At 32.6% G+C, this 22,324-nt stretch carries 26 protein-coding genes; 14 read left to right on the forward strand and 12 right to left on the reverse strand.

Annotated elements, in window-relative coordinates:
* The first annotated feature begins 35 nt into the window (after nt 1-35).
* The 13 genes from C8C83_RS10420 to C8C83_RS10480 all read left to right on the forward strand — a co-directional run bounded on the left by C8C83_RS10420 (nt 36) and on the right by C8C83_RS10480 (nt 10,451).
* Nucleotides 36-941 (forward strand): LysR family transcriptional regulator, encoded by a 906-nt coding sequence (locus C8C83_RS10420; protein WP_121328442.1) that lies wholly within the window; start codon nt 36-38, stop codon nt 939-941.
* Nucleotides 942-1,009: 68 nt separating this feature from the next.
* Nucleotides 1,010-1,366: a PKD domain-containing protein gene (locus C8C83_RS10425; RefSeq protein ID WP_121328444.1), complete on the forward strand. Its 357-nt coding sequence runs from the start codon at nt 1,010-1,012 to the stop codon at nt 1,364-1,366.
* Between the two features lie 190 nt (nt 1,367-1,556).
* On the forward strand, nt 1,557-1,919 hold the full coding sequence (locus C8C83_RS10430) for a PKD domain-containing protein (RefSeq protein ID WP_132011740.1): 363 nt from the start codon (nt 1,557-1,559) through the stop codon (nt 1,917-1,919).
* Between the two features lie 109 nt (nt 1,920-2,028).
* Complete coding sequence (locus tag C8C83_RS10435; protein ID WP_121328448.1) at nt 2,029-2,721, forward strand: NUDIX domain-containing protein; 693 nt, start codon at nt 2,029-2,031, stop codon at nt 2,719-2,721.
* 75 nt (nt 2,722-2,796) lie between these two features.
* Nucleotides 2,797-3,624 (forward strand): ribose-phosphate diphosphokinase, encoded by an 828-nt coding sequence (gene prs, locus C8C83_RS10440; protein ID WP_121328450.1) that lies wholly within the window; start codon nt 2,797-2,799, stop codon nt 3,622-3,624.
* Complete coding sequence (locus C8C83_RS10445; RefSeq protein WP_121328452.1) at nt 3,621-4,442, forward strand: TIGR02452 family protein; 822 nt, start codon at nt 3,621-3,623, stop codon at nt 4,440-4,442. The genes prs and C8C83_RS10445 overlap by 4 nt, the downstream gene beginning before the upstream one ends.
* A gap of 85 nt (nt 4,443-4,527) precedes the next feature.
* Nucleotides 4,528-5,055: an NADAR family protein gene (locus C8C83_RS10450; RefSeq protein ID WP_121328454.1), complete on the forward strand. Its 528-nt coding sequence runs from the start codon at nt 4,528-4,530 to the stop codon at nt 5,053-5,055.
* Between the two features lie 7 nt (nt 5,056-5,062).
* The gene (locus C8C83_RS10455) at nt 5,063-5,476 is read left to right on the forward strand and encodes an ADP-ribosylation/crystallin J1 (protein WP_121328456.1); all 414 of its coding nucleotides are present in this window, start codon (nt 5,063-5,065) and stop codon (nt 5,474-5,476) included.
* Nucleotides 5,473-6,933 carry an O-acetyl-ADP-ribose deacetylase gene (locus C8C83_RS10460; RefSeq protein ID WP_121328458.1) on the forward strand — a complete coding sequence of 487 codons (1,461 nt, stop codon included), beginning with the start codon at nt 5,473-5,475 and terminating at the stop codon, nt 6,931-6,933. Before C8C83_RS10455 ends, C8C83_RS10460 begins: the two co-directional genes overlap by 4 nt.
* 108 nt (nt 6,934-7,041) lie before the next feature.
* Nucleotides 7,042-7,512 carry a macro domain-containing protein gene (locus tag C8C83_RS10465; RefSeq protein ID WP_121328460.1) on the forward strand — a complete coding sequence of 157 codons (471 nt, stop codon included), beginning with the start codon at nt 7,042-7,044 and terminating at the stop codon, nt 7,510-7,512.
* A gap of 21 nt (nt 7,513-7,533) precedes the next feature.
* Nucleotides 7,534-8,088: an RNA 2'-phosphotransferase gene (locus C8C83_RS10470; protein ID WP_121328462.1), complete on the forward strand. Its 555-nt coding sequence runs from the start codon at nt 7,534-7,536 to the stop codon at nt 8,086-8,088.
* 42 nt (nt 8,089-8,130) lie between these two features.
* Nucleotides 8,131-8,973, forward strand: a complete 843-nt coding sequence (locus C8C83_RS10475; protein ID WP_121328464.1) for an ADP-ribosylglycohydrolase family protein — start codon at nt 8,131-8,133, stop codon at nt 8,971-8,973.
* Between the two features lie 8 nt (nt 8,974-8,981).
* Entirely contained in the window at nt 8,982-10,451 is a 1,470-nt protein-coding gene (locus C8C83_RS10480; protein WP_121328465.1) for a nicotinate phosphoribosyltransferase, read from the forward strand.
* Between the two features lie 296 nt (nt 10,452-10,747).
* Here the strand turns inward: C8C83_RS10480 and nadD are convergent, their stop codons facing one another.
* The 6 genes from nadD to C8C83_RS10510 form a co-directional block, all read right to left on the reverse strand.
* Nucleotides 10,748-11,329 (reverse strand): nicotinate (nicotinamide) nucleotide adenylyltransferase, encoded by a 582-nt coding sequence (nadD, locus tag C8C83_RS10485; RefSeq protein WP_121328467.1) that lies wholly within the window; start codon nt 11,327-11,329, stop codon nt 10,748-10,750.
* Between the two features lie 70 nt (nt 11,330-11,399).
* Nucleotides 11,400-11,822, reverse strand: coding sequence for a DoxX family protein (locus tag C8C83_RS10490; RefSeq protein WP_121328469.1), 423 nt, complete (start codon nt 11,820-11,822; stop codon nt 11,400-11,402).
* 74 nt (nt 11,823-11,896) lie between these two features.
* Nucleotides 11,897-12,472 carry a guanylate kinase gene (gene gmk / locus C8C83_RS10495; RefSeq protein ID WP_072964295.1) on the reverse strand — a complete coding sequence of 192 codons (576 nt, stop codon included), beginning with the start codon at nt 12,470-12,472 and terminating at the stop codon, nt 11,897-11,899.
* Nucleotides 12,473-12,498: 26 nt separating this feature from the next.
* The gene (locus C8C83_RS10500; RefSeq protein WP_121328470.1) at nt 12,499-13,098 is read right to left on the reverse strand and encodes a hypothetical protein; all 600 of its coding nucleotides are present in this window, start codon (nt 13,096-13,098) and stop codon (nt 12,499-12,501) included.
* Nucleotides 13,099-13,104: 6 nt separating this feature from the next.
* Nucleotides 13,105-13,965, reverse strand: a complete 861-nt coding sequence (locus tag C8C83_RS10505; protein ID WP_121328472.1) for a YicC/YloC family endoribonuclease — start codon at nt 13,963-13,965, stop codon at nt 13,105-13,107.
* 332 nt (nt 13,966-14,297) lie between these two features.
* Nucleotides 14,298-14,651 (reverse strand): ArsC/Spx/MgsR family protein, encoded by a 354-nt coding sequence (locus tag C8C83_RS10510; RefSeq protein WP_121328474.1) that lies wholly within the window; start codon nt 14,649-14,651, stop codon nt 14,298-14,300.
* A gap of 80 nt (nt 14,652-14,731) precedes the next feature.
* Here C8C83_RS10510 and C8C83_RS10515 point away from each other — a divergent pair, with 80 nt between their 5' ends.
* Nucleotides 14,732-15,187: a DinB family protein gene (locus C8C83_RS10515; protein WP_121330016.1), complete on the forward strand. Its 456-nt coding sequence runs from the start codon at nt 14,732-14,734 to the stop codon at nt 15,185-15,187.
* Nucleotides 15,188-15,225: 38 nt separating this feature from the next.
* Here the strand turns inward: C8C83_RS10515 and C8C83_RS10520 are convergent, their stop codons facing one another.
* The 6 genes from C8C83_RS10520 to C8C83_RS10545 all read right to left on the reverse strand — a co-directional run bounded on the left by C8C83_RS10520 (nt 15,226) and on the right by C8C83_RS10545 (nt 22,295).
* Nucleotides 15,226-15,720: a septal ring lytic transglycosylase RlpA family protein gene (locus C8C83_RS10520; RefSeq protein WP_121328476.1), complete on the reverse strand. Its 495-nt coding sequence runs from the start codon at nt 15,718-15,720 to the stop codon at nt 15,226-15,228.
* Nucleotides 15,721-15,811: 91 nt separating this feature from the next.
* Nucleotides 15,812-16,234 carry a hypothetical protein gene (locus C8C83_RS10525; protein ID WP_121328478.1) on the reverse strand — a complete coding sequence of 141 codons (423 nt, stop codon included), beginning with the start codon at nt 16,232-16,234 and terminating at the stop codon, nt 15,812-15,814.
* A gap of 105 nt (nt 16,235-16,339) precedes the next feature.
* Entirely contained in the window at nt 16,340-19,129 is a 2,790-nt protein-coding gene (locus tag C8C83_RS10530; protein WP_347812784.1) for a TonB-dependent receptor, read from the reverse strand.
* A gap of 331 nt (nt 19,130-19,460) precedes the next feature.
* Nucleotides 19,461-21,104 (reverse strand): glucose-6-phosphate isomerase, encoded by a 1,644-nt coding sequence (gene pgi, locus C8C83_RS10535; RefSeq protein WP_121328481.1) that lies wholly within the window; start codon nt 21,102-21,104, stop codon nt 19,461-19,463.
* Nucleotides 21,105-21,222: 118 nt separating this feature from the next.
* Nucleotides 21,223-21,723, reverse strand: coding sequence for a lipocalin-like domain-containing protein (locus C8C83_RS10540; RefSeq protein WP_121328483.1), 501 nt, complete (start codon nt 21,721-21,723; stop codon nt 21,223-21,225).
* Nucleotides 21,724-21,734: 11 nt separating this feature from the next.
* Nucleotides 21,735-22,295 (reverse strand): short chain dehydrogenase, encoded by a 561-nt coding sequence (locus tag C8C83_RS10545; RefSeq protein ID WP_121328485.1) that lies wholly within the window; start codon nt 22,293-22,295, stop codon nt 21,735-21,737.
* Between the last annotated feature and the right edge of the window lie 29 nt (nt 22,296-22,324).

The following is a 22,324-nucleotide window of genomic DNA, read 5'->3' on the forward strand; positions in this document are numbered from 1 at the left end:
AAATAAACTATGTTTGTTATAAATAAATTTATGTCATGGTAAATCTCGAATGGTACAGAACATTTAAAGCGGTTTATAAAAACGGAAATTTTTCTATCGCTGCAAAAGAGTTATTTATGAGCCAACCTGCTGTAAGTCAGCAAATATCAATGTTGGAGGCTCATGTTGGGAATAAATTATTTAACCGAAAGTCAAAAGGCGTAGAACCAACGGAATACGCTAAGTTACTCAATAATTTGATTATTGATGCGCTTGATCGACTTGAAAATGTAGAGAATACTTTTCGGGCAAAAGCCGAAGATGCAAATCGGTTAATATCGGTTGGTATTTCTAAAGATCTTTTTAATTGCATTGGTAATCTGCTGATTGCTAAATTTGATTTAATCGATTTTACTTTTGCAGATAACGATGCACTTTTTGCACTTGTCGATGCTAAAAAACTTGATTTTGCAATTACGACAAAAAGGTTTGACACATTTGACACTGTTTATGAAATCGTCGGAAAAATTAAACTGATAATGGTTGCGCCTGTTAGTTTGGATGCAACAGAATTCCGTCAGAAATTAAAAGCAGACAATTATACAGAAATCGAGCTTTGGCTTAATGAACAAAAATGGTACAGTCATGATGCCAGAATTCCACATATAAAATTATTCTGGTTGCATGCTTTCAATAAAAAAAGACCTGCAATGGTGCCTAATTATATTATTCCGTCAGAATCTGAAATGCTTAGAATGTTGGTGGATAATGAAGGAGTTGCTATAACGTGGAATTGTAACGCGCGAAAATATATTAAAGAAAACAGATTGCAGTTGTTGTGGAATAGTTTTCATGTACCGGAAGAATTTGTCTATTTATTAACCGCAAAAAACAATAATCTGAATTCGTTTTTTGATGTTATTGCTAAAGAACTTAAGCTATTTTTTGGTAACAGATTATGATTTTAATCATTTTTATTGGGTTTTTTATAAGGTAACTTTGAGTAACAAATTTATAAATACCCTGAGAAATGAAAAAGATTGCAACAGTTTTGATATTAATTACAATCGTTTTTATAACTAATTCTTGCAGTAAAGAATTAGAATCGATTGTTGACTGTACCGGAGAATCAGTTTTGGTTAAATTAGAACATACCGCAGATGAAGCAAATTCTAAGAAAATTAATTATTCATTTTACTATGCAGGAAGCGGAACTGTAAGAGCCGTAACCTGGACATTTGGTGATGGAAAACCTTCTGTAGCTGGCAATGATGTGTCACATACTTATAATACTTCAGGAAGTTATGTAGTTAAAGCCGAAGTAACGATTAGAAAAAATGGTACGGATTGTCATATGACCCCACAAAAGACGCTTACTGTAAACTAGAAAAAAAAGTATTTTAATAAAGAGCCAATTTTATAATTTATTGCTTCGGTAATAGCTTATAAAATTGGCTCTCATTCGTTAGGTTTGTTTGTTATGTTTTCTTTAAATGGAAGAATTTTCCTTTGTTTTCTTTTGACTTTATCTTTTAAAAGAATATTTTTGAGAGATAAACCACTAAAAAATTAAGATTTTGAAAAAGATAGCAACATTTATAATTCTGGGAGTAGTGTTTTTTATGACTAATTCTTGCGGTAAAGACGTAGAAGAATCAATAATTGATTGTTTAGGAGAAACGGCACTTGCAAGTGTAAAATATGCTGCAGATCCTGCAAATCCTAAGAAAATCAATTTCACCTATCAATATGACGGTAAAGGAACTTTGCATTCGGTAAAATGGACGTTTGGTGACGGAAAGACTGAAACTGTAAACGGGAATACTGTATCGCATATTTATGAAACTGCGGGAGGTTATTCAGCTGAAGGTGATGCTGTAGTTAGCATAAATAAGTCACAATGTACTTTAATTCACAAAAAAGGAGTTACAGTAGAGTAATAAGAAAGAAAATATTTTTATAAAGAGCCAGTTTTATAATTTATTACTTCGGTAAGAAATTATAAAATTGGCTCTTCTTCGTTATATTTGTTTGATATGATTTAGGATTATGGAAAATTTTCAAAATATTAGAGTTGCGGTCGATGCCATTGTTTTTGGGTATAAAAACAACAATTTGTATGCGCTTTTAATTGAGCAGAAATTTGGCTCAGCCGAAAAATATTGGGCTTTACCGGGAGGTTTAGTAAAAGAAGACGAGTCTTTGAGTGATGCAGTGATCAGAGAATTACATGAAGAAACCAATGTGCAGCTTACTTTTATGGAACAGTTATACACTTTTGGCGATGATATCAAGAGAGATTCCAGAAACCGTGTAATTTCTGTTGCTTATTATGCGCTGGTCGATGCTTCAAACTTAGAAATTAAAGCAGATACAGATGCCGAGAAAGTGCAATGGTGTAAAATTGATGAAATTCCGCCTTTAGCATTCGATCATAATTTAATACTTGAAAAAGGAGTGTCAAGATTAAAATCTAAACTTACTTACGAACCTATCGGATTTGATTTACTTCCGGATGAATTTCTTTTTTCTGAGCTTGAAAATCTTTATTGTACGATTTTAGAAAAAGAAATTGACCGACGAAACTTTAGAAAAAAAATCCTTAGCTATGGATTTTTAGAAGAAACTGATCGTTTTTCTCCCATAAAAAGCGGTCGTCCTGCAAAACTTTTTAAGTTTAATAAATTGAAATACAATCAATTAATTGAAGATGGTTTTCACTTCGAAATAAAGTTTGCGTAAATTTTACACAAAATAAATTGTTTATTAAAAAGAATACTCTACATTTGCGTATAATTAACGCAAACTATAAAAATTATGATACTTAACCTAGACCCAAAATTTACTCCTATAACTAATCAGGAACAAATCGATTTTCAAAGTTTTACATTTTCTGGAGGAGAACCACATATTAAAATCAATCCTAATTTTGATGTTTCTCAAAAAGTAACCATCACACATCGTCTAAATTCATTCAATGATTTGGGATTATTGTGTATTACGGTAGATGCTTTACGCAGAATGGACGTTAAAGTAATTGATCTTTTTATTCCTTATTTTCCCGCAGCGAGACAAGATCGTGTAATGATCAAAGGCGAATCTCTTTCTGTAAAAGTGTATGCTGATATTATAAATACACTTCAATTGAATAAAGTTTTTGTTTTTGATGCCCATTCTGAGGTTACTCCCGCTTTGGTTAACAATTGCGAGGTGATTCCGAATCATACCTTTATAGCAGAAGTTTTAAAAATAACTGGAGAAAACGTAAAGTTAATTTCTCCTGATGGCGGAGCTCTTAAAAAAATATATAAAGTTTCTGAGTTTTTAGGTGGAGTAGATGTTGTAGAATGCAGCAAAAGCCGAGATGTAAAAACCGGAAGATTATCTGGATTTAAAGTGTATGAAGACGATCTTAACGGAATTGATTGTTTGATTGTTGATGACATTTGCGATGGCGGAGGAACTTTTGTAGGATTAGCAGAAGAACTAAAAAAGAAAAATGCCGGAAAACTGTATTTGGCAGTAAGTCACGGAATTTTCAATAAAGGTTTTGAAGTTTTAAACTGCTTCGATAAGATATTTACAACCAATTCTTTTAAAGATTTTGATGGTGAAGATGTCGAGGTAATCAAATTGAAATTATGAGTAAAAATTATAGAGTAGAAATAGCAAATAAAACTTTAGAAATCATAAAAAATGGCTTTTATGATTATAATGAAAACAAGATTGCTATAAAAAAAGAATTAGAAGAATCCTTAGAAAATACATTCACAATTGCGCCAAATGATTGGAATGTAATATTAGATATTCCAATTGAAAATAAATTTGAAACAGAGATTATTGCGAAAAATTGTTCTACAATTGAAGCAATCTTTCAGGAGAAAAATGGAAAAATTGGTGTTTTGAATTTCGCTTCGGCAAAAAATCCGGGAGGTGGCTTTTTAGGAGGCGCTTCTGCTCAAGAAGAAAGTTTGGCTAGATCTTCAAATCTTTATGCAACGCAAATTAAAGACAAAACAATGTATGATTTTAATAAAAATCAGTCTTCGTTTTTATATTCAGATTACATGATTTATAGTCCGAATGTTTTGTTTTGGAATGATGATAATGGAGATTACTTTGAAAAACCGTTAGTTGCAGATATAATTACGGCACCGGCACCAAACAAAGGCGCAATGTTGCAGCATAACAGAAAAGAAGAAATTGCTGAAACAGAAGAAGTCTTTAAAAAAAGAATGGACAAGTTATTAGCAATTGCTTCAAAGCAAAAGGTTGATACACTGATTTTGGGAGCTTGGGGATGTGGTGTTTTTAGGAATGAGCCAAATGATGTAGCAAGTTTATTCAAAGAAATTATTTCGGAAAAATATGCAGGTGCTTTTAAAAAAATAGTTTTTGCTGTGTTGAGCAGTTCTGAAAAAAAATCAAGTTTTAAGTATTTTGAAAGCGCTTTTGGAGAATAAATTATTTAGACGAAATCGCTTAGCAAGGAAAATGATATTTTGGAATTGTGTGATAGGTTAGAATCTTAATTTAAAAATTAAAAAGATGAAATACAATATAGATAATATAGCTCCGGAAAGTAAGTTTTTGCTTTTCTGGGGACATCAACCCGATAAAGACGGAACAATAACAAAAACGTGCTTTAGTCAATGGTGGTTAAGTTCTTTTGAAGTTGATAAAGTGACTTATAAAACAGCCGAACATTGGATGATGGCAAAGAAAGCCGAATTATTTAAAGATGATGCAGTTTTGAAGAGAATCCTTTTGGCTAAATCTCCTGCTGAAGCCAAAAAGTTAGGAAGAGAAGTAAAAAATTATAATGAAACCCTTTGGTTAGCGGCTAGATTTGAAATTGTGAAAGAAGGTAATTTTCATAAGTTCAGTCAGAATCCAGATTTAAAAACTTTTTTATTAAACACAAAAGACAGAGTTATTGTTGAAGCAAGTCCTGTTGATGCAATTTGGGGAATTGGTATGGCAAGTGATCATACGGATGCTTTGAATCCGAAGAAATGGAAAGGCTTGAATTTGTTAGGTTTTGCCTTGATGGAAGTTAGGGATGAATTGGAATAATTGAATTATGGAAACAATAAGATTATATCGTCCGGTAGGATTGAAAGAAATGGAATTGATTGCGGAGACAGATTATAATTTGTTTCCTCCAAGATTAGAATGGCAACCAATTTTTTATCCGGTAACGAATCAAGAATATGCTGAACAAATTGCTTTTGAATGGAATACAGTCGATGAATTTTCAGGATTTATTGGAATCGTTACTGCTTTTGAAGTAAAAACAGACTTTTTAAAGCAATACGAAATTCAGAATGTTGGAGATAAAAACCATAATGAACTTTGGATTCCATCTGAAGATTTGATGGATTTTAATTCTAATATAGTTGATGGAATAGAATTAGTAAAGGTGTTTTTTACGGATCGTTCTTTAGTAACTGAGAATATTGAACTAAGAGATAAACTTAATTTATTTAGAAAATGATTTTAGAAATCATCAAAGCCGATATAACCGAAATTAAAGTTGATGCAATTGTAAATGCTGCCAATACTTCTTTGTTAGGCGGAGGTGGAGTTGATGGTGCTATTCATAGAAAAGGAGGGAAAGCGATCTTAGATGAATGTGTTCAAATTCGAAATAAACAAGGCGGTTGTAAAGTTGGTGATGCGGTAATAACAACGGCTGGTAATTTACCTTCAAAATACGTGATTCATACCGTTGGACCAGTTTGGAATAATGGAAAAAGTCTTGAAATCGAATTGTTACAAAACTGCTATTTGAGCGTTTTAGAATTGGCACTTGAAAAGAACATAAAGACAATTGCTTTCTCTAATATAAGTACAGGAATATATAAGTTTCCAAAAGATTTAGCAGCAAAAATTGCACTTAATATTATTTCCAATTTTGAACATAAAAATCAATTCGAAAAAATCATTTTTGTTTGTTTTGATGATGAAAATTTCAAGATTTACAATGATATAATTGAAAATGATTTTGAATATAAAATAAAATCAGGTTTGTTTGGCTTGGCGGTTGGAGATGCTTTAGGTGTTCCGGTTGAGTTTTATTCGAGATCACATCTAAAAGAAAATCCTGTTTCTGAAATGATTGGTTTTGGAACACATCACCAGCCAGCAGGAACATGGAGCGATGATAGTTCACTTGCTTTTTGTTTAGCAGAAAGTCTATGTAAAGGCTTTGATTTATCTGATATTGCCAGAAATTTTGTGAAATGGTATAGTGCAGAATTATGGACGCCACACGGAAAAGTTTTTGATATTGGAATAGCGACCAGACATGCAATTCACAATATAGGGAAAGGATATGAGCCGGAATTATGTGGAGGTTTTTACGAAGAAGATAACGGAAACGGTTCTTTAATGAGAATTTTGCCTTTAGCTTTTTATCTTCAAAATGAAAGAGATATTGAAGTTATTTACAAAAAAGTAAAGGAAGTATCGTCTATTACGCACGCACATTTTCGTTCTGTATTTGCTTGTTTTATTTATGTGGTTTATTGCTTAGAAATTTTAAATGGAAATGATAAGGTAGAAGCATATACAAGAATGCAAAAGATTGTTTCTGATTTTTTAAGTGACAAGAAATTTAATCCTGTTGAGATTCAATTGTTTGATAGGGTTCTAAAAAATAATATAGCAGATTATCCGGAGAATGAAATTCATTCGTCAGGTTATGTTCTTCATAGTTTGGAAGCTAGTTTATGGTGTTTTTTAAATTGGAATACTTATGAAGAAATTGTTTTAAAAGCAGTAAACTTAGGTGAAGATACTGATACAACAGGAGCAATTGCAGGAGGTTTGGCAGGAATATATTATGGAATTGATAATATTCCTCAAAAATGGATTTCGGTATTAGCAAGAAAAAATGATATTGATGATTTGTGCGAAAGATTGTCTTTAGAATTGAAAAATTATAAATAAGGAATTCTAAATGCACTTTTTTTGTTCCATAGGAACATTTCATCGGTAGAACTAATAGTAAGAAGTTTTGTTTACGTTCCGTAGGAACGTTTGATTAAAAAAAAATAAATGAAAGATATTCAATATATAAAAGGCGATGCAACATCGCCTCAAGGATCAGAAAATAAGATAATCGTTCATGTTTGTAATGATATTGGAGGTTGGGGAAAAGGATTTGTAATGGCTATTTCTAAAAGATGGAAAAAACCGGAAAATCAATATAGAGAATGGTTTAAATCAAAGGATGATTTTGAATTGGGGAAAGTTCAGTTTGTTGAGGTAGAACAAGATCTTTGGGTAGCAAATTTAATTGGTCAGCACAAAATTAACAAGGACGAGAACGGAAATGCTCCAATTAGATATGATGCTATTGAAGAGGGTTTAAGACAAATCGCTCTTTTTGCAGAAGATAACAAAGCTACTATTCATATGCCTAGAATTGGTTGTGGTTTAGCAGGTGGGAAGTGGGAGATGATAGAACCTATTCTTTTGGAAACACTTTCGAATAATGATATTGAAGTTGTTGTTTATGACTTTTAAATCAAAATAATATTAAAAATCATGAATGAAAAAATAGCAAAGAGCGTAAGCAAATTTCTAAGTTTAGTTTTAAGACATTCACCAGAAACCATCGGATTAAAATTAGACGAAAACGGTTGGGCTGATGTTGATGAATTAATTGAAAAATGCAATAATAGAGGAAGTCAAAACCAAATGACTGTAGAACTTTTGGATTACGTTGTAGAAAATAATGATAAAAAACGTTTTGCTTTTAATGAAGATAAAACGAAAATAAGAGCAAGTCAGGGACATTCGATTTCGGTAGAATTAAACCTGAATGAAGCCGAGCCTTCAGAGTTTTTATATCACGGAACGGTTGCGAAATTTTTGGAAAACATTAAAAAAGAAGGTTTGCAAAAAATGAGTCGTCAACATGTACATCTTTCCAAAGATCGTGAAACTGCGATTAAAGTAGGAGGAAGAAGAGGAGCTCCTCAAATTCTGACTGTAAGAAGTGCCGAAATGTTTAAAGATGGGTTTAAGTTTTACTTGTCCGAAAATAATGTTTGGCTGACAGATGAGGTTCCGTCAAAGTATATCGAGTTTAAATCTTAAACAGAATTACCACATTCAAATTAACAATCAAAAACAGTAATTATGATACTAGAAGCAGCAATAGGCGATGCATATGGTGCAGGTTTTGAATTTCGGGATTTAGATTTTATTACACAAAATAACGATTTGACTCAATATCATAAACATGGACTTTATACAGAGATTTATAAAAGATATACAGACGATACTCAAATGGCAATTGCAATTTCGGAATTGTTGCTGGAAGATGATAATTGGAACGAGATTAAAGTTGCAGATAAGTTTGTCGAAGTATTTCACAGAGACAAGAGAAGAGGATATTCAGATAGAGTTTACAACGCTTTAGACGCAAGTAAAAACGGAGCTGATTTTATCAAAATAATCGATAATGGCAGTAGCGGTAACGGTTCTGCAATGCGAGCGTATTCTATTGGATATTTAAAAGATATTAATCAGTTAATCGAATTTTGCGAAATTCAGGCAAAAACTTCTCATCATACAATCGAAGGAATTAGTTGTGCAAAACGTATTGCTTTGGCGGTTCATTATTTTAAATATAATTTAGGCGATGGAACGACTTTAATTCCGTTTTTGAATGAAACTTTAAAGGAAAATGAAACCTACAAGATTACTTCGCCAATAGATATGCACGGATATCCAACGACACAATCTGTTATTAAAATTGTTTCGGAAGCGACTTCTATGAGTGATTGTTTAAAAACAAGTATTGGTTATGGCGGAGATACTGATACTGTCGCTGCTTTGTGTATGGCGATTTTAAGTCATAAACAAAATTGTGATAAAACGTTGCCTTTGTTTTTATATGAAGGTTTAGAGAACGATAAATTCGGGAAAGATTTTCTAATCAAACTGGATTTAGAACTAAATAATAAATTTAATAACTAAGAAATTATATGAACCCATTATTATTAACCGACGGTTACAAAGTTGACCACAGAAGACAATATCCAGACAAAACCACATTAGTATATTCTAACTGGACGCCAAGAAAATCAAGAATTGAAGGACTTGATGAAGTTGTATTTTTTGGATTACAATATTTTATCAAAAAATATATTATTCATGATTTTGATGCTGATTTTTTCAAACAGCCAAAAGAAGAAGTCGTTAAAAAATACGCACGCCGAATCAATAATTATTTAGGCGAAAATCAAGTTGGTACAAAACATATCGAAGATTTGCATGATTTAGGATATATTCCAATGGTATTTAAAGCTTTGCCAGAAGGCGCGAGTGTGCCTTTGAGAGTGCCAATGTTTACGATGTACAATACGCTTCCGGAATTTTTCTGGTTGACGAATTATTTCGAAACATTACTTTCTGCGGTAATTTGGCTGCCTTGTAATTCAGCTACAATTGCGAGAGAATACAGAAAAGTATTAGACAAATATGCTGATGAAACTTCTTCTGTTCCTGAATTTGTAGACTGGCAAGCACATGATTTCTCAATGCGGGGAATGGGCGGAATCGAAGCTGCGATAACTTCTGCTGCGGGACATTTATTGAGTTTTACAGGATCTGATACGATTCCGGTAATTGATTTCTTCGAAGATTATTACAATGCCAATTCTGATACTGAATTAATCGCAGGTTCAGTTGCAGCAACAGAGCATTCTGTAATGTGCATGGGAACTACTGAAGGTGAGTGTGAAACTTTCAAAAGATTAGTTACTGAAGTTTATCCAAAAGGAATTGTTTCTATCGTTTCTGATACCTGGGATTTATGGAAAGTGTTAACTGATTATTTACCTCGTCTAAAAGAAGATATTGTTGGCAGAGAAGGTAAAGTTGTGATTCGTCCTGATAGTGGTGATCCGGTTGATATTATCTGCGGAAATCCAGAAGGAAAAACACAAGAAGAGAAAAAAGGCGTAATTGAGCTTCTTTGGGATGTTTTTGGAGGTACAACTAACGCAAAAGGATATAAAGAGCTTATTCCTCAAATAGGCGCTATTTACGGCGATAGTATTACTGTTGCAAGATCTATCCAAATTTGCGAAAGATTAAAAGCAAAAGGATTTGCTTCTACAAATGTTGTTCTTGGAATTGGTTCATTTACGTATCAATACAACACAAGAGATACTTTTGGATTTGCCATGAAAGCGACTTACGGAGAAGTTGATGGTGAAGGAAGAGCTATTTTTAAAGATCCGATTACAGATGACGGAACTAAAAAATCTGCCAAAGGATTAATGAAAATTGATTTAGTTGATGGAATATACCATTTAACCGATAATGTTTCTTGGGAAGAAGAGAAACAAGGTGAATTGAAAGAAGTTTTTAGAGACGGAAAACTTTTAGTAAATCAATCTTTAAGCGATATCAGATTAAGAGTTAAAGCTCAAATAAGCGTAACGTTATAAAATGTAAAAAGCCTGAATTTTTTAATTCAGGCTTTTTTTTGTCTCTATGTTATTCACTGTGTTCAACAGATTATTCCCGAAGCTTCGGGATTAATCCGTCCTACGCAATGTATGTTTATCGCACCAGTTTGTCATTTCGACGGAGGAGAAATCTTCGCAAGTAACTCCGCAGCGATTATCAAATCTTTGTCGAGCTTCTCGTGGAGATCTCTCCTCCGTCGAAATGACAATATTGTGTGTAAATTGGAATTTAAAATAAAAAAGCTGTCCGAAAAATATTTTTTGGACAGCTTTTTTTATTTCTTATAAAAATTATTGTGGTCAATATATTCCCAAACTTTTGGAGGTAAAAGTGGTTGAATATTTTTTCCTTCTTTAATACTATTTCGAATAAAAGTTGAAGAAATTTCTACAATTGGCGCATCAATAACATGAACTTTTGGATGCGATTTTAATTCAGTGTTTTCTTCTTCATCAGAAATTCTCGGGTAAACATAAATATCATAATGATCTAAAAGTACTTCGTAGTTTTTCCATTTATGAAGGGTTTTCAAATTGTCTTCGCCCATAATTAGTGAAAAGTCATGCGTTGGATATTTTTCATGCAAATGAACCAACGTATTTACCGTATAATTAGGCTGAGGTAACTTGAATTCAATATCCGAAGGTTTAATTTTTGGATAATCTTCTGTTGCCAGAAAAACCATTTCTAAGCGTTGATGATCGTCTAATAAAGTGGCTTTCTTTTTAAGCGGATTATGTGGCGTAACGACCATCCAAATTTGATCTAAATCGGCAAATTCAGCCATATGATTGGCAATAATTAAGTGGCCAACATGAATGGGATTATAAGTTCCGAAATAAAGGCCTATCTTCATAAAATGTTTTTTTTCATAATTCAAATAGTAGGTTCTACATTCAAATTAATCTGTGGTATTTAAAAATAGCTTAGTAACGATTCTTTTTCGAAATCAGATAATCAACAGAAAATTTACCACTTCCGGTAACCAAAAGAAGTAGATAAAACAGTAAATATAAAATCCCCATTTCTTTAACGTCAATTGGATCAGCGCCATGAATAACAAATACAGCAACTAACATTGTAATAATTAGTGGCAAAGTAGCTAATCTTGTGGCAAGACCAATAAAAATAAAGAAAGAGCATATCACTTCTGCAAAAACAGCAAGAGTCAAAGAAGCTGTGTTTCCTACTCCAAGCGGATCAGGAAAATCAATTTTACCTCCTGCTAAAAGCATATTCAGTTTAGATAATCCGTGCGAAATCATTAATGTTGCAATTAATATTCTAATTACAAGAATAATAATGCTTAGATAATTCTCGTTTCTTTTTATTTCAAATAAATTAATCATAATACAAATATTAATAGCGGTTTACATCAATGCTAACGGCTCTTATTGTAAAATAGTATTGGTTTAGGAAGTTTCTAGTCTTTGTTTACAAAAGCTTTCACCAATTGATACGCTTCTTCTTTGGCAGTATCCAAATCATAATTTTTGATGATTGTGTCAAATTGCGGAGCTGTCGCCAATTCAACAGAAGCTTTTGCAATACGCATGTTTATTTTGTCATCACTTTCGGTAGAACGTTCTTTTAGTCGGCGTTTTAATTCGTCGACACTTGGAGGTTTTACAAAAACCGCCAAAGTCTGATCGGGAAATTTATGTTTAATACGCAATCCGCCGGCTACATCAATATCAAAAATCACGTTTTTGCCTAAAGCCCAAATGCGTTCAATTTCAGATTTTAAAGTACCGTAAAAATTATCGCGATAAACTTCTTCCCATTCCAGGAAATTTTCGGCTTTAATGTGTTTTTTGAATTCTTCTAACGAAATAAAATAATAATCTTTTCCGTGTTCTTCTTCTCCGCGTGGGTCGCGTGAAGCCGCTGAGATCGAAAATTCTAAGTTTAAATCTTCTTTCCCAAGTAAATGTCTTACTATAGTTGTTTTTCCCGATCCTGAAGGTGCTGAGAAAACAATTAATTTTCCTTTGTTCATTCTTTATTTATATGTGATCAATCAATTCAGAGACTAAACTCTTCTTTTATGATTGATAATAATTCATTATATGAGATTAATTCATCAACTTTTGGATAACGTTTTAAATAAGCCTCAGGACTGTTAAAAGAAAAACTGTTTTTTAGTTTTCCGTTTTGAACAAAAACTTGATAACCTAAGCCATCTATAACAAGAAGCTTCTTTTTTACTATAATTTGTTCTCCTTTTTCGATATCAATAAAAGGTTTTTCAAATTTATATTGTATGCTTGTCATACTTGGTAAAAATTCCACATTGGTTAATAATAAATTTAGCCAAATTAGATTTCCATCTTTTGGTTTTAATTTTCCAATATTCTCTTTAGGAAAACGGATTTCATTAATCTTGGTAACTTGTTTTAATGTTTTTGAATAGTAGTAAATAGTAACAATCCAATTATTTTTTCCTTCATCATACATTCTAAGAACAGTAATTCGGTCTGCAATAGAATAATCTTTATAAATACGAATTTCTTTTTGAAATTCTAATGTATCTGATATTTCTAAAACCTTATTAATTTCTGAAATATCTTGAGCTTTAATTTGAAAGCTAAGCAAAAGAATAATCGAAAGAAGAAAAACTTTCATTAGGATTTAAAGTACATTCAAAACCTGTTCTTTAATCTTTTCCAATTCATCTTTCATCATCACAACCAATTTTTGCATTTGAGCGTGATTTGATTTTGAACCCATTGTATTGATCTCGCGACCCATTTCCTGAGTTATAAAACCAAGTTTACGACCATTAGCTTCAGTACCTTTTATAGTTTCTAAGAAATAGTCCAAGTGATTTGTCAAACGAACTTTCTCTTCAGTAATATCCAGTTTCTCTAAATAATAAATCAGTTCTTGTTCAAAACGATTTTCATCAACATTAACTTGTAATTCCGAAATAGCGGTTTGCAAACGATCTTTAATAGCCTGAACACGTTCCGGATCAAGAGCCAAAGCGTCATTCATATATTGGCGGATATTTCCAATTCTTAAGTTGAATTCTTTCTCAAGAGATTCACCTTCGTCTTTTCTAAAAGTTAAGATATTTTGAAGCGCGTCTTCAATTATAACCTGAATTTGTTCCCAATCGTTTTCGTCGATTTCCTCACGTTCCGTTTTTAGCGTATCAGGCATACGAACGGCCATTTTCATTAATTCAGTTTCATCGGCATCAGGATAAACTTCTTTAAGCTGAGCGATATAGTTTTTTACAACAGGAACATTTACTTTAGTTGAAGTTTGTTCAGAAGTACTTTCGATGTAAATCCCGAAATCAATTTTTCCTCTTTCAAGTTTCGTAGAGATCTGAGTTCTTAAACCTAACTCCATTTCGCGATAAAGCGACGGCATTCTTACGTTCAGATCCAAACCTTTACTATTTAAAGATTTTACTTCAACGGTAATTTTTTTTGTAGGCAATTGCAAAGAAGCTTTGCCAAACCCTGTCATAGATTGTATCATATAATTGAGTATAAAGGCGCAAAGATAAATAAAACTTTGCTGTGTTTAGTCGTAAAATGCTAAACTGTTTTATGCTGAACGACTTAAAGTTTTTTCGCCACGAATTTCACGAATTTACACGAATTTAATTAGTAAGAATTTTTAAGCTCAACAAATAATTCGCGGAAATTTGTGCAATTTACGGTTAACTTTTTTAGAGCCAAAATTTTAATTTGGGCGTTCCCTTCGGTCGGGCTATCCGCTCCAATCTTTTTTTGAGCAGAAAAAGCTCAAAAAAAGGATTTCCACTTCTATCCCTAACGCGGCTCTCGATTATTTAGAGCTTTAAAATATTATTTTTCTAAAGCTTTCTGAACCTGCAATGTTACAGGTTGTGTATTGCCAATGTAAATCTTTTCGTCGATGATAAAAACCGGACGGCTTATGAATGTATAATGTTCCAGGATGTATTTTTTATAATCATCTTCAGTCAGAGATTTATTTTTTAAATCCATTGATTTGTATAACTGCGCTTTCTTGCTGAACAAAGCCTCGTAACTTCCGGCAAGTTTGTACATTTCTTCAAGTTCAGCTTCTGTAATTGGATTTTGTTTAATATCGTGAAAAACCAGGTTGTTGTCTTTTGGTAGACTTTTGATGATTTTTCGGCATGTGTCGCAAGAAGCTAAGTAGTATATTTTGTTCATGATTTTTTAAATTTAAGAGACTACAAAGAAAATTCATTTAAAACTGAAAAATGCCTAATTTTAGAAAAAAAAATAAAATTATGAATTCAGTTTTTGAAGTACAAAAAACCATTAGAGAAGTTTTATTGAAGGTTTTAGACAATCATTCATTAGAACAATTGAACAAGATCCCACAGGGATTTACAAATAATTTAATTTGGAATATTGCTCATTGTGTAGCTTCACATCAGGTTTTAATCTACAAATTGTCAGGTTTGCCAATGTTAGTTTCAGAAGAATTTGTTGCCAAATATAGAAAAGGAACCAAACCGGAAGGCGATGTTTCACAAGGCGAAGTTGATGAAATCAGAGCGTTGCTTTCGTCTACATTAGATCAGGTTCAAAAAGATTTTGCTAATAATATCTTTGTTTCTTACACCGAATATCCAACAAGTTTAGGCTTTATACTCAAAAATATTGATGGCGCTTTGAGCTTCAATAATTACCACGAAGGAATCCATACCGGAATTGTAATGAGTATTAGAAAGTTTGTTTAAAAGAAAATCCCGTCTCGAAACTTCAAGACGGGATTTTTTTATTCTACTATTGTTTCTATTGTCACTTTCATGGCACCGCTTCCTTTGCTTTTGGTGATTTCCATAAAGGCTCTTTTAGATAAGTCAAGTTCTCTTGTTTTAACAAACGGACCACGATCGGTAACTTTTACGATTACAAATTTTCCGTTAGCTTCATTTGTTACTTTTATCCTCGTTCCAAATGGGAGTTTCTTATGTGCAGCAGTATATGCGCTGTTGCTGAATCTGCTTCCGTTTGCTGTTTTTTTACCATTAAAACGATCAGCATAGTAGGAGGCATGTGCGTTTTTTTTGTATGGCTTTAGTTTTAAACCTTTGTCAGTAAAAACAGAATCTGTTGGTATTGCAATTAAGTTTGGTCTTGCAGTTTTTACCGTGTCCTGTTGAGGTGGTTTAGATTCGATTGCTGGTTTTGTTTGACTTATGACATAAGTAAAACAGCTTAAAAAGGTTATAGTAAGTGTTGTGAGTATAATATGTTTTTTATTTCTCATTTTTTATTTTTTTTCAGACTTGGGGAGTTTGTACAAATAATATGCCGAGATAAAAAAAGCCCTAGAATTTTAGGGCTTTAATTGAGGTTTTTTAGAACCATAGGTTCCACGGGATTCTACTTAAGATAAGCAATAATCCTAATCCGTAAAAAATAGCAAAAGTTTTAAATTTAGCTTCGCTATTGATTAATTTTTTATGTTTTGACCATCCGATAGTTATCAAAATGATAGCAATAATATTAATAAGAGGGTGTTCTAATGATGTAAGTCTAAGTTCGGCATTAGACATTTGTCCAAAAGCTGCTTTTCCTAAAGGAGAAACAAAATAAAGAATTATACCAATCAATAATTGGGTATGTGTGCCTATTAAAGCAAAAAGGGCAATTTTACGATCTTTAGCTGTGAATTCTTTTTTTGAAGTTAATCCGATAATTGAATTTATAACTGCAATTAGTAAAAGTAGTAAAGCTAAATAAGCCCAACCTTTGTGAAGTTCTTTGAAAAAATATTCCATAAAATGTGTTTTTTATTAAAACAAATATAGCAAAAAAGGGTATAAAAAAACGGCATTAAACTAAAAGTCAATGCCGTTTTTATTATTTATTAAGATTCTAAATTCTTAGAAATCGTAACGTAGCGAGAAGTTCCAAGTTCTTCCGAAACCAAAGTAAACTTTGTTTGCAGTTGCAACTCCGTTATAAAGTTGTCCATTAGAAGCATAAGTTCCTTTTGAGCCAGCTGGTTGTCCAGTTGCAACAGGAAGATTATCATCTGCAAAAATATTTGTGAACGATTCGTTGATGAAAACTTTATCAAAAACGTTGTTCACGTTTAGTCTAAAGTTTAATGAACCTAACTTTGGAGTAATGTTCCATTTGTAAGATACACCAGCATCTGTAGTTGCAAAACCTGGTAACTCCATAGCTCCTTTGTTGTTAGCAACATTAAATTTAGAAACATCTATGTTTCCGAATAATTTTTCTGAGTAGTTAAGGTTAGCATCAACATTAAGACCATCTAAAATTTCGTAAGCAGCTCCAAGTGCCATTGTTGTTTGAGCGTTGTTTCCAACTTTTACTCCATCAAGGTATAAAGGCTGATCTCCGTCAATTGCATTATTACTAACGTCAAAACGACTACTTGTAGCATTACCTTTATATTTCCAGTCACCAACAGAAATCATCCCGTTTAATTTTAACTTGTCAATTGGTTTAGCTGTAACATCTAATTCAATACCTTTATGTATTTCATTAACACCTTGGAAAGTATAATATCCGCTAGGGTTAGTTGCTGCTTGATCGGTTGCAGTTGTAAATCTGTCATCCCAAGTAGTATAATAAGCATTTAAGTTAGCATTGAAGATTCCAGAACGGAAACCATAACCAAGTTCGATTGCTTTTACTTTTTCGTTTGTAAGATTCGGGTTTACTATTGAAGCATTGTTTGGATATACTGCATTGAAAAATGGTTGTTTTGAGTAGTAACCAGCGTTTGCAAATACATTATGGTGTTCATTAATGTTGTAGTTTGCACCAAGTTTAACGTCTCCTCCTGTAATGTTTTTGTAATCAGTGTCAGCAAGTGGGTCTGAAGCAAGATACTTCATGTGATCGATTCTTTTGTATCCCTGTTGAGACACAGCAGCTTGAAGAAAAGCAGTCAAGTTACCAGTAGAGTACTCTAATTGAGAAAAAGCTCCGTAGTAGTTTACTTTACTGTCATTCCAGTAGTTAATTCTATCTTGGTAATCTGTACTAACAAATGGGTTTCCACTTGGTCTTGGAGCATAAGTTGTGCTGAAATATTCAGGATTATTGTTTTTGTTAGCAGTGTTTTTGTAAACATCAGCTCCAAATAAATCAATTAAGTTTTGAAAGTGAATACCTTCGTAAATTCTTCCTTCAACTCCAAAATCTAAAGTTAAATTGTCAGATAATTTTTTGTCTAAATTGATTACTGTACCATACCAGTTGTGAGAGTTTACAGAAGCAATTTGAGAAATACCAGCTGTGTTATTGATAACTGTTGCACCAGCAACTTTGTTGCTACCTGTATCAGCACTGTTTTCATATTTACCGTTTACAGGAAGTCTTATTCCTAAAGTTGTAGCTTGACCAGAGTTCCAGTTTTGAATTAAATCAAAATTTACAAGACCGTCAGCAGTTCTTAACTTATTGTTAGTAGAGTATGCATTATCACCTCTAATACCACCATTTGATGAAGTTCCTCCTCCACGTCCCCATGAAGCATAAACAACAGTAGATAATTTTGTTGTCGAGTTGATATTGTAATCCCAGTTAAGAGACATTACAGGTTTATGGTAGTAATTTGTTCTTAAATTATATTCTTCACCATTTTTCATACCCCAATCAGAGTTGTATTTGATGTTTGGATCAGTACCGTTACTTCCGTATTTCAAGTAATCACTTAATAATGGAGAAGTAGTTCTTTGATCATGCCATTGAGGTGCTCCTGTAAAAGTAAATTGGAAGTTATGTTTGTCGCTAGCTTTGTAACCAAAAGCCATGAAATAATTGTAACCTTCAAATGCAGTTGCATCTACATATCCGTCTCCAGTAGTTCTACTGAATAAAACTGAAGCAGAAAGACCATTTTTCATTACTCCTGTATTGTATGAAGCTTGTGCTTTAAGGTAATTGTTGTTACCAAAGCTAGACGAAACAGATCCGCCTTCTTTCATATCAGAAGTTTTTGTGATAATGTTGATAGTTCCACCAACAGAAGAGATAGCTAATTTTGAAGCTCCTAAACCTCTTTGAACTTGCATTGCAGAAGTTACGTCAGAAATACCTGCCCAGTTACTCCAAAATACAGCGCTGTTTTCCATATCATTGATTGGCACTCCATTCACCATAACGGCAATGTTTTTTTGGTCAAATCCACGAATAGCAATTCTTGAATCTCCGTATCCACCACCTGCTTTTGAAGCATACACAGAAGGTGTGCTTTTTAAAATCTCTGGAAATTCCTGAGAACCTAATTTTTCTTTAATTTCTGCTGCCTTAATTGTAGAAACGGCAACAGGAGTTTTTCTGTCTTTAGCTACGTCAATAACGCTGCTTGTAACAACAATTTCGCTTAATTCGTTTGAATTAGATACTAAAACTATCTTTCCTAAATTTGTAGTTGCACCATTTGATACAGCAAATTTGATAGTTTGATTTTCGTAACCTAAGTAAGAAATAACGATTTCTCCTGTGCTAGTTGTAGCATCGATAATAAATTTACCATCAAAATCTGTAGAAGTAGCAGCCGAGGATCCTTTGATCGCAACGTTTGCTCCCGGCAATGAACCCACGCCGTCGGTAATAGTACCGGTAATTTTTCCTTGAGAAAATGCGGTTGAAACTATCATGAACAAAAGTCCAGTAAGTAACCAATTTTTCATTGTCTTCATTTGTTATTTAGTTTATTGTTTTTGGCAAAATTATAACAATTAAATCAGATAATGTTATCAAAATGTTAAGAAAAACTAGTTTTATCTAATGTGTTGCGCATTAAAATGATTTTTCGTTTTTTCGTTAAATAAAATAATGTTTTCTTGAATTTAGACTAGTGTTTTTTGTTAAAAACGTAATGATAATAACTACGTTGTAGGTGAAAACTCTCAATAATAAGTGTTCTAACTGTTAAAAGAAGCTTCTTTATACGAAAAAACGCCTTAATTTGTGTTAAATTAAGGCGTTTCAAATAGTTAAGAAATCTTTCTTTACGAAGTTTTATTTGTTCTTCAGGAAATGATTTAGCAAAAACGAAGTTGAACTGTCATGATTCTTAACAGTCTTTGTGTTAATTTCGTCTAAAATAGAGTTAGCTAATTGTTTTCCTAGTTCTACTCCCCATTGATCAAAGCTAAAAATGTTCCAGATAACACCCTGAACAAAAATTTTGTGTTCGTATAAAGCAATCAAAGATCCTAAGCTTTTTGGAGTCAGTTTTTGAATTAAAATTGTATTCGTTGGTTTGTTTCCTGTAAAGACTTTAAATGGTAATAAGTAAGCAGCTTTTTCTGCAGAAAGTCCTTGTTTGTCAAATTCTGCCTGAACTTGTGCTGCTGTTTTTCCGTTTAACAAAGCTTCCGTCTGAGCAAAAAAGTTAGACATCAATTTATCGTGGTGATCTTCGTTTCCGTAAAGTGGTTTTACGAATCCAATAAAATCAGTTGGAATTAATTTTGTTCCCTGGTGGATTAATTGGAAAAAAGCATGTTGTGAGTTTGTCCCTGGTTCTCCCCAAATGATAGTTCCGGTTTGATAGTTTACGGGTTTTCCGTCGCGACCAACACTTTTTCCGTTACTTTCCATAGTTGCTTGTTGCAAATAAGGAGCAAGTTTTTGTAAATATTGAGTGTATGGAATTAAAGCTTCACTTTCGGCACCAAAGAAATTATTGTACCAAACACTAAGCAAAGCTAACGTTACAGGAATATTTTTGTCAAATTCGGCCGATTTGAAATGTTCGTCCATTTCATTTGCGCCTTTCAGCATTTCATTGTAGTTGTCAAAGCCAATCGCTAAACTAATGCTTAATCCAACCGCACTCCATAAAGAGAATCTTCCTCCAACCCAATCCCACATTGGGAAAACATTATCAGGATTAATTCCAAATTCTGTTACTTTTTGAATATTTGTTGAAACCGCCACAAAATGTTTTGCAATATCTTCTTGTGATGCCGATTTTAAGAACCATTCTTTGATAGTTTCAGAATTTGATAAAGTTTCCTGAGTTGTAAAAGTTTTAGAAACAATAAGGAAAAGAGTTGTTTCAGGATTCAGTTTTTTGATTATTTCGTTAACGTGATCGCCATCAACATTAGAAACAAAATGTAAGTTCAATTGATTTTTGTAGAATTGTAAAGCTTCAACCGCCATAACAGGTCCAAGATCAGAACCTCCAATTCCTATATTTACAACATCAGTAAAAGCTTTTCCTGTAAAACCTTTTCTTTCGCCAGAGATAACTTCGTTGCTGAATTGTTTGATTTTATTTTTTACTTCGTAAACTTCAGGAATTACATTTTCACCATCAACATTAATAACTGCCGATTCCGGAGCACGCAAAGCAGTATGTAAAACAGCTCTGTTTTCAGTTTGGTTAATGATTTCTCCACCAAAATATTGAGCAATCGCATCTTTTAGTCCAATCGAATTTGCCAATTCTAATAAAAGAGAGATTGTTTCAGGAGTAATATTATTTTTAGAATAGTCTACTAAAAAGTCATTCCATTGCAAGTTGAATTTTTCAACACGAGCATTATCTTGTTGAAACAATTCTTGTATAGTAGTTTCGTGAATTGCGTTATAGTGGTTTTGCAGATTTTTCCACGCTTCAGTCCCGGTTGGGTTTGTTGTGTTTAAAGCCATTTTTTAGTTTAATTGAAAATTTGGTTATAAAAACACAAAAATACTGAAATAACTTTTAATAGCTTTAAGGTTCACAATTATATAACAATTAGTTACGAAAACGTTTTATGAATCTGCATTATAATTTTTTCCAGACAACTTCGGCTGTGACAGATTTTCCTCCTTGCGTTGTATTGGTTACGACATATTTGAGTTCGTTATTCATGAAAGTGTAAGATCTCTTTTGAATTGTTCCTTCCCAGTTTGGAAACGAAGCTGTTTTTATTTTAAAAGTAATAATCTTATTTGCTTCGTCAATTTCAAATTCTCCAAAATGCGAATTACTTCCCTGAACAATTGCCGCATTTTCTTCTGGAGTACATTTGTTTTTATCGCCTGAAATTATCTTAAGTCTTTCATTTTTATAAATTTCAATGGCATAATTTCCTTTTTCGTCAAAAAACAAAATGCCTTTCGGATTTATATCATACGGAAGATTTTTTGTTCCGTCTGAATTTATGTTTTCAACAGAAACCAAAGTCCATGAACCTAATAATTCTGTTTTTATTAATGGTTTTGTTTGTGAAATTACGGAGTTAAAAAACAAAAGCAAAATCAAAATAGTTGTTGCGTTTTTCATTTTTGAAAATTTTAATAGTTCACTTTAATAATTTCTCCATTTATTGATTCTTCAATACTTTTTGAATAAGCGTTAATTAAATCTTCAATTGGAATATCTGAAACTTTCCCTGGGCTTATCGCATTTATTCTAATTCCTCTTTCTAATTCAAGTGACGCCGAAAGAACAAAACTGTTAATTCCACCATTTACAATTGCTTTGCTAATATTGTTTTTTACAGGCTTATCTGCCATTTTTCCAGACGTAAGTGTAAATGATCCATTATTGTTTAAATATTTTTGTCCAATTAAAACTAAACTGACCTGACCTAGTAGTTTGTTTTTAATGCCAATATTTAATTTTTCTTCGTCAAGCGAAAGCAAATCTCCTGTGTAACAATCTCCTGCAACGCAAATACACGCATCAATATTTTTAACTTCTGTGAATAATTTTTCGATTGAATTTGTGTCTGATAAATCAATTCTAAAATCACCGCTGTTTTTTCCCGCAGAAATGATTTCATGATTTTTAGTCAATTCAGGATGTAGTATTTTACCAATTGTTCCGTGTGCTCCAATTATAAGTAGTCTCATTTTATAGCTTTTAGTTTGTTATTTAATAC

This window comes from Flavobacterium sp. 90, assembly GCF_004339525.1.
Taxonomy (GTDB): Bacteria; Bacteroidota; Bacteroidia; order Flavobacteriales; family Flavobacteriaceae; genus Flavobacterium.